The following is a 15,704-nucleotide window of genomic DNA, read 5'->3' as shown; positions in this document are numbered from 1 at the left end:
TTCTAACGTACCGGGAACTCCGTTATACGTAAGGTCGTACATCCGTAGGGGATTAACTCAATCTCCTCTTCCTCTCCCATATCATTGCCTTGCTGGGTAAAATAAGAGATGGAACCGGCTGAACCTCTATATAAAGACCAGCCATTGAGTCGTTTGCCTTTTGCCTTGATTGTGATTGGCGCGTTTTCTACATTCCATGGATAACCAGAGGTCACTTCTTTCTTTTCTACAACAAAATTTTTGTTGATTTGGTCTGGTTCCAAGGATTTATGTGTAAGCGCATAGTTCCAAGGAGAATCTGAAGTCACCTGATAATACCAGTTACCATATTGAGTCGTTTTTTCTTCCTCAAATGTCTTTTTCTCCCATTTTTCGTTCATCTTCAATGCATAAACCAATGGACCCCGCTCAATTACCGCACTGCCTCCATACCAACGACTTGCTGCTACCTGCATAGGAAGTTCCACCGTTAGTATATCGTCTTGTTTCCATTCCCGGTTAATACGTGCGATTTCCCCGGGATAAGCGTCCACAACGATATTCTCGCCGTTCAATTTGATCACAGGCTGGTTGCACCATGCCGGGATACGAATATGGAAGGGGAAGAAGGCCTTCTTTGTTTTTTTATCCTCAAAGGCGAATTTGAAATGTATGGTCTCGTCAAACGGATAAGCCGTTTCCTCTTCTATTTGTACGGTCAAGCCGTTGGCTATTTTAGCCTTGACACTTGAAGGTGCGTATACCAAAGCGGCTATTCCATTATCTGCCGTGGCGTACCAAAGGTTTTGAACCAGCTTGGGCCAGCCTTGATGCAAGTTGGAGGTACAACAAGGATAACCTGTAAGTTCTCCGAATAGGATGTCCGTGTCATCGTGTGGCGTAGAGAAATTACGCCATTCGCGGGTAACGGCTACTTGGTTGGTTTGCTGATAATATTGGCGGGCCGAGTAATCATCTGTCACCTGAGTCGGTAGTGCGTTGTAGGCTACTCGCTCCAGATAATCAGCCCACTGAACGTCTCCGGTTATTTCCAGCATTTCTTCCAATGAAAACATCATTTCTACCGCTGTACATAATTCGGAGCCGGTAGTCGGTTCACCGAAACGAAGCAACTCGTCGCCTCCCCAAAGCCCGGTCGGAAGTCCGATCGTATTATGTATACTCTTGACCGCTTTTTTAACGGCGCATATCTGTTTCGGATCTTGATTCTGCTGGTAATAAACAACCGGTTCCTTGAATCCTTGCGCCAGATTGACACAGTGCAAGCTGAGTTGGCGAGACAGATGATCTTGGTTTAAAAAGATATCAGTCCAGTTGAACGTTTGTTTGTGAATCAATTCTCCTAGATCCAATAAGAACTTATCGCCCGTGATATTATACAACCAATAAACGATCATTAGATTATCGCCTCCTCTTTGTTCTCCCCAGAAAGTCCATTTACCCAATGGGTTTTGAGGTAATTCCGCCAATTGATATTTAAAATATCGGGTAAAGAAATCGATGACCCGTGTATCGCCGGTCGCTGAGTAATATTGTTGCATTACTTTCAGCATTACCATTTTAGGCCACCAATCTTGCGAGTTGTCCCGTTGTAATCCCGGCTCATAGCTCCGGTCTGTGTCCGGTCCGAAATAACCATTGGGCTTTTGAGAGGCCAAGGTCCATTCTACCCAAGGCTTTACCTTGTCAATAAGCGCTTGGTCATTGAGTATATAGGCTAGTGGCAAGAGGCCATCTATCCAATAAGGGCCACGTTCCCATACATCACCATCGCCACCTAACCAACCATTACGGGAACCCATGACTTTCTCGTATGCTTGATCCAAATTTCCGGTCATCCCGTTTTTCATCCGTACTAATTGCTCCTGTATCCAGCCTGCGGGTTGGATAGAACCAATCGGTAATTCTATATACGGTTTTTGTAGCAGCGGATAACGGTTGTTCGGATAATTGATGGAAACAGTTGTTTTTCCGGCAGGATGGTGATCTGAAGCTATAGAAGCTGTGGTGATCATGGTAAGTGATAATACCAATATTTTAGGAAGAAGTTTCATAAGTTGATAATTTAATAGTTCATTTTATTCATTATAATCAATCCATACTTTCATTTTCCCGGCATCCCGGTTATCCCATGCGTAATAAGGGATCAAGTTGATAGGTTGTTCGTTTGTCATGGCCTTTATCGTTATGACTCCATTTAATAATTCCGGGTTAAATTGAGTATTAAACGATGTATTCGTCGCAATTTTCAGATTATCAAAATCCTGTGGGTTATCCGTCTCTTCCATACAATATACGAGAGGCCCTCTCTGTATGGCACGTTTACCTACGTTTTGCTTAACCCTTGGATCTGCGGTTACCAATTCTACTGGCATTTCCATTGATAAGGAGATTACGTCTCCATCTTTCCATTCTTTATTCAAGACAGCGTATCCTTTTTGGACTGGGGCGTTTGTTGATTGTCCGTTTACCGATAAAGTATACTGCTTACACCAACCGGGGATACGTAAACGTATCTCTTTCTTCAATGGGGAAGAAGACGTTACGGTTAATTTCACGTTCCCATCCCAAGGATAATTGGTCTCTTGCCTCAACATGACATTTGTTTTATCCGTATTTATTTCCGTAGAATTTCCTATATACAGATTCACCCAAATCGCCTCATTCGAGGTTCCGTAAATATAGTTACCGATAGATGGGAGGAAACGGGATATCTGGCTTGGGCAACAAGCGCAACCATACCATGCTTGGCGATGATGGTCTCCTTTAGATTCCAAGGGGTTAACATAGAAAAAACGATCTCCCTCTAGCGATATGCCAGCCAATGCTCCATTATACATGGATCGTTCGAGGACATCGATATACTTGGAATCGCCGGTGAATTGATTCATCCGTTGATTCCATAGAACCATTCCAACCGAGGCGCAAGTCTCACAGTAAGCGTCTAGGTTCGGCAGGTCGTAATCCTCCGTAAAACCTTCGTTGTGGCGTGAGGAACCAATACCTCCGGTAACGTACATGTTTCGGAGTACGACATCATCCCATAACCGATTCAAAGATGCGATATATCCGGAATCTTGCTTCAATGCGGCTACATCTGCCATACCGCAATACAAGTACATGCAGCGAACAGCGTGACCAGAGATATCTGTCATCTCACGTACTGGCTTGTCATCTTGGTAGTAGAATGGGTCCCAATCTCCTTCCCCGCCTTTCGAGCCATGCCCGTGTCCTCGTTCCTCGATCAACCAATCTGCGAAATCCAGGTATTTTTCCTCACCTGTAGTTTGATATAGTTTGACAAGGGCCAACTCAATTTCTTCATGTCCGGGTACCCAATCTCTTTTACCCGGTCCGAAGATACTCATCATGTGATCGGCCATTCGTATACAAACATCTAGTAGCTTCCGTTTTCCGGTAGCTTTATAATAGGCCACTCCTGCCTCTATCATATGTCCGGCACAATACATTTCATGCTTGTCCATATTTGTCCATCGTTTTTCCGGAGCGGTCAATGTGTAATACGTATTGATATATCCATCCGGTAGTTGGGCGGCTGCGAATTTATCGATCCATTCATCCGCTTTTTTCTCCAACTCTGGATTTGGATTGTTTATCAAACTGTATGCCATACCTTCCAGCGCTTTGTATACATCGGAGTCATCAAAGAAAATACCAGAATGCTCCCCCTCTCTTTTTGCCGCGTTTTCAAAATTGCGGATGCGCCCTGTCTGATTCTCGATCTGATCAATACAAACAGGCAAAGTGGCCGATATATGTTTCTTTAACCTGGGAGACCAGAAATTATCTTGTATATGAACTTGTGAGAAGTCTACCTGATCAATCATTTTGAAAGGTGCTTCTTTATGGGGTGATTGTTTACATCCCCATAATGTTAGACATGTCAAAGATAATAATACGAACTGTTTCATTTTTTTGAGATTTAAAGTTATAATCTAATCAATGTTTTATATGAAGACCTATTGATGTTATAGGTCTGATTTATAATAAAAAATTTAAAGTTTACAAACCATTTTTGTCAATGATTCTGCTGATGCTACTTTTTTTCCGTCGACGAAGATAAAGAATCCTTTTCCTTTATTATATTTTTTTCCTGTTTTATCATATAGAATACATATTTTTTTATGATGATACACTATATGATCTAGACAAAAATAGTCCCATATACCATTTGGTATCAAAGGATTGACGATAAGAACATCTTCGTTTTGCGGACGAATTCCTACCAGTCCACTTATGACCAAGTCACAAAAAGAGGAATGATTGTAGTTTCTGCCTCTCTCTTTAGGTTGGTGATTTTTCAACATGGTTCTGGATATCCAATCTCCCGTAAAAGGATTTAGGTTCTCGTCGATCCAAGGAATAACATTACCATTATCTAATGTAAGATGTTGGCTTTTTGCATATATCTTCAGTAATGTCAAAAAATCATTTTTGGCTATATAGCTTTGTTCTTGATCATTCAGTAAATTCGTTAATCCTGTCAATGTCATGGCTGTGGCGAAAGGCCAAGATGGACCATTCCACTGGCATTCGTGTCCTTCATAGACAACCTTGAATTTTGGATGACACTGTTCAGCGGTTGTAGGACCATATGGAGCAAAAAAATGTTTTTTGTCCATTAGAAATTTCCATGCGACAGCATAAGAAGGGCTTGCCAGATCAAAACTCCAAGGCGTATAACCATGCAATTCCCTGACATCACGTAATATCGCGTTGCTCTCCATAGGTAGCACTTTCATAAAGGATGCCTGTTCGTCCCATAATAAATCGAACATTCTGTTACGGATCGTCTCGGCTTTCTCGCAGAAATAGGGTCCTTGAGGATCATTCTTTTTCTTTGCTACCCAAGCAAGAGTATTTGCTTCTGCTGCCATATAAGAGTTAATGGTCGCTCTATAGCCATTTCCTCCGATAGAGATTTCCATGCCATCACGATTGTCTGTTTGCCAGAAAAGACCAGTTTCGGAATTAAATTTTTCTTTTTCCCATCCGTTGAAGTTAGAGACCAACTCAGGATATAGGTCTTTTAATATGGAGTCATTCCCTGTGACCAAAAAATATTGGTAGATTGCGTTGGCTACAGGAAAACTATACGATCGAACATCACCTCCTCCTCTTAACCAGTAATAAGCGTAATCATTCAAGTAACGTTGTCTATGTAGCCATCTTCCTTCCCTGAAATGAAACCATGCCGGACAACAAATGCCGTTATATTTTCCAGCCCAAGAGACTTCAGGCAGAAATTCTGTTATTATAAATCCCTCTGGAGTCTCTTTTATGTGTTTTCTATAAGTCCACCATCGGAAATAATAAATCTCTTCGATGTCTTTGTCTGGACATTCGAAAAAAGGGATATTTTCGGCGAGAAAATCTTTAGCTTGTTTGTTTGGTATGGATTGTATGTACATTTCCTCATCTTGCTGATTGAATTTATCTACATATGAATCAGATAAATGACGATCTAAAACCTGTCCTTGAATATTTAAAGAAAAACAAAATCCAATAAGCAAATAGAAAACGTGTGTATGATTCTTGATCATATAATGATTTTATTGTAGGTGTCCTTCCTTTAGAAGGACACCTAGATTGGACATCAGTTTGTTTATAAGTAATTAGGATTCTGTTCCAGGTTCGGATTTGAGGTCAATACAGTTTCAGGAATAGGGAACACTGAACGATAATCTCCCTCAGGCTTATGGGATAACCAACTTTTTGTGGTATATATACCGAAACGAATGGCATCTCTGCGGCGGTGCATTTCCCAAGCAAATTCCCAGCCCAGTTCATCATACATTCTTCCAAATTGAACCGGATCTGTGTTTCCTTTATCTACGATTTTATAATCTTCCACATAGCCATATTGATAGCAAGTATTTTCCGCTAATTGAGAGTCTGTTACTGTCGCTAATTCAGGGTTATCCTTAAACGCCCGTTGACGTACCTGGGTAACCAAAGTGCCAGCGCCGGATTTTCCCGTACGTAATAAGCATTCTGCTTTCATCATCAGAATTTCCGCATATCTGAATACCGGAATGTCTGTGCTTGAATTGGAATATGAGTTTTCTGCTACCTCGAATTTGTTCATCCTGTAACCTTCTAACTCGCTGGTATAATTACCGCTAGGGATATCCTTCGTGTAAATCAGGAGTTCTCCCATTTTATCATAGGTTCCATATAAGGGGGTACCATCAGCGGCAAATTGTTGTCCCATGAGCCAAGTATCGGTTAAACGTGAATCATTTTCATTGTAAGTGTCTATAAATTGGGTAACTCCCATAGCGGATCCACATCCCCAAGGTGTGTCAATCGTATTGTATTTCTTTTTTAGTTCGCCGTGCCAAGAAAACATAAATATACTATTTCCCGTAGCGAAATTCTCGTCATAAGGGATAGTGAAAATAATTTCTTTACAGCTTTCGACACCTTGGGCCCTAAAAGGATCCTTGTAATTTTCTGCTAGAGTGAACTTTCCGCTGTTTATGATATCATCACATTGGGTTATACAGTCATTCCAGCGTGCCTCATTTACATAAACTTCTGCGTTTAGGTATAAGTTGGCTAATAGTGCTTTGGCTGCCCATTTTGTCATTCGCCCGTAATAATTGCCTCCTACTTCTTCGCTTAAGCTAGGTATTACCTCTGTAAGTTCTTTTTCGACAAAGTCGAAAATTTCTTTGCGTGTGTTTTTGGCGGGTAAATCCATAGCGGTAGTTGTAACGAGAGGAGCGTCTCCGAAATTGTCACATATTTGCCAATAGTAGTAAGCCCTCATAGCCCGAAGTTCTGCCAATCCTTGTGTTTTTTCTGTGTCGGAAGGTGTAGGTATCACTCCTGTTTCAATCTGTTCGATAACTTTGTTGCATAGTAAAGCACCTTGATAGAACCAAGACCATATATTTTTTACATGATCTTGCTCTGAGTTCCAGGTTTGATAATGCATACGGCGATATACGCCTCCATCATCCCAGCCTGAGGCATTGGGTGGCATAACGATAGCATCCGCACTTACTTCTTGTGCACAAAAATATCCCCAATGATCTGATTGGCTACGTAAATAACTATATACACTTGCTATAGAAGGAGTAAAATCATCTACTGTATAATTGTATGTTTGTTCTGTTACTTTCGAATATACAGTCTCATCCAAATTGTTACTGCAAGAAAGTATACTAAAAGAACAACAAGTACTTAAAAGAATTTTTATATAAGTATTCATGGCTTATTACGATTTAAAATTTAACAGAAACTCCTAATGTGTAAGTTCGGGTGGACGGATAACGGTTTTTGTTATCTACGCCTGGGGCCAAACCACTTAAGCTGACCTCGGGGTCGATTCCGGAATATCCTGTAATGGTGGCTAAGTTAGAGACCGTCCCATATATCCTTAACCGTTTAATCCATGTGTTGAAATTAAATGTATAACCAAGGGTAATATTGTCTATTTTCCAATAGTTCCCTTTTTCGATGTAGTAGCTTACATATTGAAGTTCTTGATCTATCGCCAAAGGGGATTTACCAAATTTTGTATCGAATGCCTCATTTAGTACATTACCTCTTGCTAGCATGACAGGAGCCCCATATTGTAAGCGTGGCATATTTAAAATATCAAATCCGAAAGCTCCGCGCATGGTTACACTAAAATCGAAGCCTTTCCAACTGATAGAATTGTTCCAATTTAGGTAGTGCTTAGGTAGGCCGTTACCGATCACCTGTTTATCCGTTGGCTGTTGCTCGGAGATCGGTTTGGGGTTACCATCCGCTCCCTCTATGATCCAATGTCCGTTATCGTCAATGTCAATTGTTTTGTATCCCCAGAAATTACCTATTGGTTCACCTTCCTGAATACGATGTGTAGTGGTTTGTAATGGTTCTCCTGTGGATCCCTGATCTGAGTAACCACTAGATATAAACTGATCATTAGATAGTGATAATAACTTATTTTTATTTGTTGAGTAGTTGGCCGAGGTTGTCCATTGAAAATCTTTGGTTTGTACAGGTATTGCGGTTATACCGACCTCGATACCTGAATTTCTCATCGAACCTGCGTTCGCCACCATACTAGAGTATAGATAAGGAGGAGATGGTACGGTATAGTCCCATAGCAAATCCTCTGTCTTACGATTATAATAATCGATATTACCACTGATACGATCATCAAGGAAACCAAAATCTATACCAACGTTAACCTCCTTCTTTTTCTCCCATCGTAAATCTGGATTAGCGTTGGAATCTGGGCGGATGGTTTTTATATATTGTCCGTTGTAATATACATATGTACCGAAGTTTAGTGTATTCAAGGACATATAGGGATCATCGGGAACCGTACCGGTTATACCGAAACCTGCACGTAATTTTAAAGCAGATAGTTCATCTACATCATTCAGGAAATTTTCACCTTTAATATTCCATGCGCCGGATATAGACGGGAAATTTCCCCATTTGTGATCTGCGCCAAATTTAGTGGATCCTTCATGACGGATACTGGCTGCTAGCATATATTTACCTTTGTAACTATAGTTTAAACGACCGAAATAACCAATCAGCCTACTTTCGTTTGCTTCTGAATATTCCGTGGCTTTCCCATCTTTCAAGGCTTGTCCGGCCTCCATATTGTTATATGTATAATCATCAGAAGGGAAATCATAGTTTTGCATATAATAATATTGGTACGTATCTTTTTGCCAGCTATAACCCGCTAATAACGTGAAAGAGTGATCCTCAAATAATGTTTTTCTCCATTGAACTGTTAGCTCGGATAAATCTTGTGTCTTTCGTGTTGTTCCGCGAGATGCGTAACCATTTTTCCCATCCCGCCAGGTTGATTTATGGTTTTGTGTCTCGTAATACCCTCGTGCTTGATTATATGTGTTGGAAGAAACAAGATATTTAATATCCAAACCTTCTATCGGTGTGTAAGTGATATTTCCGAACATTCTTAAGTTGGTCGCTTGATTTTCTCCCTCAACCTCATTTAACATTGCTACAGGATTATAGTATTCGTTTTTAGTACTTTCCGAATATTTCCCATCTGCGGTATATACTGGTGTTGTCGGATTGTATATCAAGGCATTTCTGTAAACCTCGCTGTTATAGCTTCCTCCATCAGAACCAGAGAAGTAACTTTGTTTATATCCACTTAAACTAGCGTTTAATTTTAACTTGTTATTAAACATGCGATGTGTGATTTCAATACGAGGATAATACATTTGGTTATTGGTCCGCTTGATTAATCCGTTTAGACCTCTATATTCAAAGCTGGCGACATAATTCGTGGTACGGCTCCCCCCTCGTAAGCTGATATTGTAGATTTGAGTAAATGGAGTACGGGTTACTTGGTCTAGCCAATCCGTTGTAGAACCATCGTCTTGGGCTCCGGCTACACCTTCTTTTACTCGTTGGCGGTATTCATCCGCGTTCATGAAAGGAAGTCTTTTTATTATTTGTTGTGTAGATATGTATGCGTTTACATCTACTTCTGTCGGCATTTCTCCTAGGGCATTTTTTGTCGTGATCAGGATTACGCCATTTGTTCCGCGTGTTCCATAGATCGCGGCGGCAGAACCGTCTTTTAATACGTCTATTTGTTGGATATCATCGGGAGATACTGAATTTAAATCGCCGGGAATACCGTCAATTAATACAAGTGGACTTGCGCTGGCTTTTAAAGTTGTGATTCCTCTTAAAGAGATCTCGGACGTGGATGTCGGATTTGCGTCTGGCGTGATGATACTTAAGCCCGGTACTTGTCCTTTAATAAGTTGGGCAGGGTCAGTGGACGGTGTTTTGATGAAATTTTCGGATTTGATAGAAGAAATGGCGCTCGCTACCTCTCCTTTTTTTTGAGTACCATAACCGACAACAACAACTTCATCCAAGCTTTGTGTGTCTTCTACCAAACGAACAGTTATTTCTTTCTGATCGTTTACAACGACATCTTGACTCAGATACCCAATGTATGAAATCTGAATAATGGCCTTTTCTGGTACTTCCAATGTATATTTTCCATCAAAGTCCGTAATAGTTCCGGTAGAAGTCCCTTTTATGAGCACATTGGCTCCTATGATAGGCTCTCCGTTTTTATCAATTACGGTTCCTGTGATTCTTTTTTTACTTTGCTGGGAGGATGATTCTTTATTTGCCTCTTTTTTCATCAGAAAGATATTGTTACCTTCCATCGCATAAACAATACCTGTGTTTTTGAAGACATTAGATAAAATCTCCGCTACGGTTTGATTTGAGGCCGTGATTGAGACTCTTCGGTTAAGATCAACTTCATCAACGTTGTAAATGAAAAGATAATCTGTCTGTTTTTCTATCTCTTCCAAGATATTGTGTGTTTTAGCGTTGTTCAATGTAAAGTTAACACGCATATTTTGTGAGCGAACAGAAGCTAATAACCCGGAAGTGAAAATAAATAGCGTTGTTAAAGTTAACTTCATGACTCGAAATACTTTATTTTTCATACATTTGTGATGTTTTTAATGTTAGTACTAAATAATTTAAGGATAATGAGGTACTGACCTATACCGGGAGATGCTGCAACATTTCCCGGTTTTTTGTACCTATTAGTTTAACGGATTTTTTTGTTTCATAGGCATATTGATTTAAGTAGAGAATAAATGTTTTTATTTTATTATAATCAGATTCTTTTCCTCATTTTTCGTATAAGTGAATTTGTGTTTTAACTGGAGTACTTTTAGTACATGGTCGATTCCATCTTTTATCCTGAATTTCCCGGAATAACGATACTGGAGTAAAGCTGGGCATTGTACGTCTATCCGGACATCATAATAAAGTTGTAGTTTGTCAATTAAACTTTGGATCGATTCGTTTTCGAAGCAGAATAGCCCCTCTTTCCATTTAAAATAATTGTAATTCTGTATATGAGACGTTTCTAGCCTTCCGTTATTGGCTATAGCGATCTCATCTGGTTTTAGACGTACATTTTGTGATAGCTCCGGAGAGCTTATTTCTACACTTCCTTTTATAAGAGCTGTCTCAAATAGAGGACTATCGTGATAAGCTTTCACGTTGAATTCTGTCCCTAATACTTGGATCGCATATTTAGGGGTTTGTACGATAAATGGGCTTTTTTCATTGTGCTGGACGGAAAAGTAAGCTTCACCATCTAATTCCACATTTCGGGAGTTTGTGCTGAATTGCTCGGGAAATTTTAAAGTAGAACGGGAATTTAGCCATACATGTGTACCATCGGCTAAGGTTGTCTCTACTCTTTGTCCGGCAGGTACATGAATGGTGTGTTTTTGTGACTTGCCTGAGCGCAGTGTCAATAATTGTTTGCTTCCCCAAAAACCGATTAAAAGGATTGCGGCGATCTTTACAACCTCAACAACTATTCTTTTATATTGCGAGAAGTGGCTTTTTACAGACAGCCTTTTGTCCATATCTGTCTGCCAAAGAGAGATATCATATAACTTACGTAAAGCCAGAAATTCACGCATATTCTCTGGGCTCTCATCTAGCCATGACGCTACTTTCAGTCTCTCTTCTTCGGAAACCTCACCCCTAATATATCGTTGTAATAATTGTTCCATGAAAATCTATCAATATCGTTTTGTATTATAAAAACGATGCTATGCGATAGATCCCTAGTGGGAAAATGAAAAAAATTAGGAAAAAAGAAAATAAAGTAAAGGAAGGTAATCTTTTAAATTGGTTCGTAATACCTTTAATGCTTTGGTTATGTGGTACTCTACTCCTTTTACGGTAAGATTGGTTTCTTCTGCGATTTCTTTCACGGTTTTATTTTCAAAACGACTCATTTCGAATACCCTACGGGTTTGCTCAGGTAGTGATTTTAAGGTATTGTGAATGATGATTTGTATTTCTCGGGAGAATATTTGTTCTGGATCACATGCTTCAAGCGTGGATATGCGAATGTTTAGTTCACGGTTATTAAGTTCTGTAATGTTTTCAATTGCGGATTCATGGATTGCTTTATGGCGTAAATAATCTAAAGCCTTATTTCTCAATATGGTAAGAAGAAGTGCCTCTGAAGTCTCAGCCTTTTGGGATGTAGACAATCTCCAATATTTCACAAGAGATTCTGCCACGATATCCTCCGCTGCCATATCATCGTGTACATATGACTTTGTAAACAGAAATGACCGTCGGTAATTTCGTTCATAAATACTATTGAAGTCAACTCCTTTCATTTTCAATGTAGATTGATTGACAAATGTAGAAATTTTTAGATAGAAAAACAGATTCGGACTAAAAAAGATGTTAAGAACGGATTGAGCGGTGAAGAAAGCATATCTTTGTGAAAAGCATTAAATCATTAGGCTTTATGGAAACAGGAATGCGAAGCTTACCTATCGGTATACAGAGTTTTGAGAGTTTACGTGAGAGTGGTTATTAACGATTAAGGGATATGACAAGGAGTTTGCGTTATATACCTTAGGTTTCCCTAATGAGGAGGTTAAGTATGGCTTTCTTAATTTCATACCCCAACTCGTAAGCTTACGGTTACCCTCAGCCGTAAGCTTGTGGCTTGACAAGCCGTAAGTTATTCATTTGACATTTCGATAATTAACAATAAGTCTTATTTAAAAACAGCTTATTCAATTCATTGATAAATAGCTTTTTATAAACATGTACATGTTTTACTCCAAACACGTACATGTTTTTCCGGAAACACGTACATGTTTTTGAAAATTCACGTACGTGTTTTTGAGAAAGGTCAAAGTGCAAGAATTGTGAATGGAGAAACATAGACAATAAGCCCCATTGTATGATTTTTCTTTGTATCTTGCCACTCATTAACCTATAAGAAACATACGTTTGCTATTATGAGATTCGTAATTGTTCTAATGCTATTATGTGCTATTTTTGGTTTCTCCTGTCATCAAGAGGCCAAGGAGATTTCTCCCGAGCTGGCTATGATTGACTCCATAATGTGGGATCATCCGGATAGCGCATTGACATTATTGGAAAAGATGCCTAAGCCCTCCCCTTCGGATAAGCTGAATGATGCCACATGGTGCTTGCTCTATACGCAAGCGTGTGATAAGAATTATAAGAAACATACCTCAGACTCGTTGATCAATATCGCTCTTCGTTATTTCGATCCGAGGGTAGATGGGCGAAGGAAGGCGCAGGCTTGGTTTTATAAAGGAGCGGTATGTAGGGATTTGTCTCGGTTGGAGGAGGCGACTGCTTGCTATGTGCGAGCGAGAGATTTGATAGGAAGTTTTGATGATCCGTTGTTCGCCTCGTTGATTTGCCAGACGCTGGGACGTGTCTATCGGGAGCAAAAAGTTTATGACCAGGCATTAGAACTGTTTCGGGAAGCCATTTATTATGTCGCGCGAGTTCCCCGTAGAGATGATTGGTCGCATGCTTATTCGGAGTTGGGACGGACATTTGCAGAATGTGAGCAATTGGATAGTGCACGTTACTATTTTGAGCGGTCGTTAGAGAATGGGGTGTTGATTGATGACCTAAAGATGCAAGCAATGGCTATTGGAGAATTAGGTACAATTTATAGGTTAGAAAAAAATTATACGAAAGCATTAGAATGTAAAAAAGAAGATTTGGCTTTAACTTTAAAGTTGGGAGATACGATAAATTCTTCTACTGTAAGATTAGGTATTGCTTCTGTTTTCTATCAAATGGGAGAACTTGATTCAGCGGAGGTTTATTTTAAGAAGTCACTAAACACTTCAAACATGGGTAGAATCCGTACCGTGAATCTGGCATTGTATTTTATTGCAAAGAAACAATTGCGATATGATGACGCCTTTACATATATTGAGCAATACCGCCATTATAATGATTCTATAAATAATATCGATCGTACACGGGCCATAGCGGAAGCGCAAGAGAAATACGATAATGAGAAATTGGAAAATGAGAAGAAAACCCTTTTGCTAGAAAAAGATCGGTTGCAGAAATCGATCCTCTGGGGTGGAATAATCACGGTTGTTTTGCTTGGGCTGATCGCTTTTGGCTATCAACGTAAGTTATGGCTGAAAGAACGAAACTTAAGGAAATCAGAGGAGGAGATTCAGGAATACTTATCAAATTTGCATGAGAATGAAGAGAAAATACGAGAAAACCAGGATTTGATAGAATCTTTATCTAAAGATCAGGAAGATAAAAAAAATCTAATCAATGATTTGTGGGTTAATGTCCAGTTTTTAAAAGCCGAAAATCAAGAGCACCAATATGAAATAAATGAATATACTCAATTGGCAAAACAAAATGAAGAGAAAATACGAGAGAATCAAGACTTGATAGAATCTCTATCTAAAGATCAGGAAGATAAAAAGATTCAAATCAATGATTTGAAGGATAATGTTCAGTTCTTAGTCTCTAAAAATCGAAAATACCAATCTAAGATTGATGAATATATTCAAATGGCAAAACAAAATGATGATAGAGTCATTAAGTTAGAGAAACTGTCTGGTCAAAATTTATATCTCAAAGGACGGGAGGCTTTTTTGATCGATTACATAAATAAGCATGTTGATTTTTTTAAGAAGCTACGGGAGAATCCTCGCCAACCCATTGATTGGACGCTTTTGTTTGAGAATCTGAATGTATTGCATAATAATTTCTATTCTCGTTTGCGAGGAGAGTTTCCTTCCTTGACTGAAATGGATATTCAAGTTTGTTGCCTAATAAAAGCTGGCCTTACCACTTCTCAGATCGCGGATGTCTTTTGTATTTCCGGGCCTTCCGTTACCAAAAAGAAATCTCGTATCCGTGAACGTATAAATCAAAGTAAAGAAGGATCCCTTGATGCTAAGATAACGCTGGATGTGTTCCTTATAAACTACTAAAGGCTTGAGTGTCCGCATGACCGAAGGTGTTATAAGTATAAGTTTTTGTGTATTAATGTTTTGATGGTATTATCATGTCCTTAAAGTGTCCCGATTCAATTTAGGACATATCCAGATATTTACTCTACTTTTGCAATAGAGTAACCTTAAAATAATATGGATATGAGAAGATTAAAATTAGTACAAAAGTGTATCAGTTTTTTATTAGTAAGTCTGTTGACCTGTATTTATGCATTGAACTTGTCTGCTAAGATGATGGGAGATGATATAGACTTTGATGGAGAGGGCTGGAAAGAAGGGTTAAGATCCATTATAACTGTAATTCCGGTAACAGCCTCTATCAATGGAACCTTATTAACCATCGAATGTACGACCGGACGTTCAGACATCACGGTTCATATTACAGGAGCTGATGGATTTTCTTACGAAAAGATGTATCCGGCATCGGAGGCCTATCTGATTACAATAGATTTATCAAGTATTCCTAAGGGGGCTTGTACTTTAGATCTAACCAATCAATGGGGAGATCTTTTGACTGGGAATTTTGAGATTAAGTAGTAACCCTTTTAATATTTCATTGTCATGAAATACGTAGATCTAAAAAAGATGCTATATATGGATCTCCTGATACAGAAAGAACGTACAGGGAGTCCGGAAAGATTTGCGAAGAAGGTTGAGTTGTCTCGTAGTACATTCTTCGAGTATATTTCTTATCTGCGAAATGAGTTAATGTTACAAATCAACTACGATGAGTACCGGGAGACCTATTATTATGAGGGCGATAGCATTATGGATGTATTCGGTAAGATTCGTTGCGAAAGCTGTAAGGTGCGTATGTGCTGTGAGGCAATTGCTTAGTTTAATATAAAAAAT

10 protein-coding genes are annotated in these 15,704 nt (G+C 39.3%); 3 read left to right on the top strand and 7 right to left on the bottom strand.

The genetic code is table 11. The annotated features are described in order from the left end of the window. Positions 1–2 precede the first annotated feature (2 nt). The 7 genes from Q0110_RS08645 to Q0110_RS08615 all read right to left on the bottom strand — a co-directional run bounded on the left by Q0110_RS08645 (position 3) and on the right by Q0110_RS08615 (position 12,200). Positions 3–2,054 carry a beta-L-arabinofuranosidase domain-containing protein gene (locus Q0110_RS08645; protein ID WP_297905771.1) on the bottom strand — a complete coding sequence of 684 codons (2,052 nt, stop codon included), beginning with the start codon at positions 2,052–2,054 and terminating at the stop codon, positions 3–5. A 24-nt stretch (positions 2,055–2,078) separates the two neighbouring features. Then, complete coding sequence (locus Q0110_RS08640; RefSeq protein WP_297905769.1) at positions 2,079–3,932, bottom strand: beta-L-arabinofuranosidase domain-containing protein; 1,854 nt, start codon at positions 3,930–3,932, stop codon at positions 2,079–2,081. 84 nt (positions 3,933–4,016) lie between these two features. Then, positions 4,017–5,564 carry a glycosyl hydrolase family 65 protein gene (locus Q0110_RS08635; RefSeq protein WP_297905767.1) on the bottom strand — a complete coding sequence of 516 codons (1,548 nt, stop codon included), beginning with the start codon at positions 5,562–5,564 and terminating at the stop codon, positions 4,017–4,019. A gap of 62 nt (positions 5,565–5,626) precedes the next feature. Then, positions 5,627–7,240, bottom strand: coding sequence for a RagB/SusD family nutrient uptake outer membrane protein (locus Q0110_RS08630; protein ID WP_297905763.1), 1,614 nt, complete (start codon positions 7,238–7,240; stop codon positions 5,627–5,629). Positions 7,241–7,253: 13 nt separating this feature from the next. After that, positions 7,254–10,487, bottom strand: a complete 3,234-nt coding sequence (locus Q0110_RS08625) for a TonB-dependent receptor (protein WP_297905761.1) — start codon at positions 10,485–10,487, stop codon at positions 7,254–7,256. 162 nt (positions 10,488–10,649) lie between these two features. Continuing rightward, positions 10,650–11,579 carry a FecR family protein gene (locus tag Q0110_RS08620; protein WP_297905759.1) on the bottom strand — a complete coding sequence of 310 codons (930 nt, stop codon included), beginning with the start codon at positions 11,577–11,579 and terminating at the stop codon, positions 10,650–10,652. A gap of 75 nt (positions 11,580–11,654) precedes the next feature. Then, positions 11,655–12,200, bottom strand: coding sequence for an RNA polymerase sigma-70 factor (locus Q0110_RS08615; RefSeq protein WP_297905757.1), 546 nt, complete (start codon positions 12,198–12,200; stop codon positions 11,655–11,657). Between the two features lie 636 nt (positions 12,201–12,836). On the opposite strand from Q0110_RS08615, the gene Q0110_RS08610 reads away from it, so the two are divergent. The 3 genes from Q0110_RS08610 to Q0110_RS08600 all read left to right on the top strand — a co-directional run bounded on the left by Q0110_RS08610 (position 12,837) and on the right by Q0110_RS08600 (position 15,689). Beyond that, on the top strand, positions 12,837–14,831 hold the full coding sequence (locus Q0110_RS08610) for a tetratricopeptide repeat protein (protein WP_297905755.1): 1,995 nt from the start codon (positions 12,837–12,839) through the stop codon (positions 14,829–14,831). Between the two features lie 162 nt (positions 14,832–14,993). Then, entirely contained in the window at positions 14,994–15,389 is a 396-nt protein-coding gene (locus tag Q0110_RS08605) for a DUF3244 domain-containing protein (RefSeq protein ID WP_297905753.1), read from the top strand. A gap of 57 nt (positions 15,390–15,446) precedes the next feature. After that, positions 15,447–15,689 (top strand): hypothetical protein, encoded by a 243-nt coding sequence (locus tag Q0110_RS08600; protein WP_297905751.1) that lies wholly within the window; start codon positions 15,447–15,449, stop codon positions 15,687–15,689. Positions 15,690–15,704 lie beyond the last annotated feature (15 nt).

The organism is uncultured Parabacteroides sp. (assembly GCF_947855115.1).
Taxonomy (GTDB): domain Bacteria; phylum Bacteroidota; class Bacteroidia; order Bacteroidales; family Tannerellaceae; genus Parabacteroides.
This window is presented reverse-complemented; position numbering and strand designations above follow the sequence as displayed.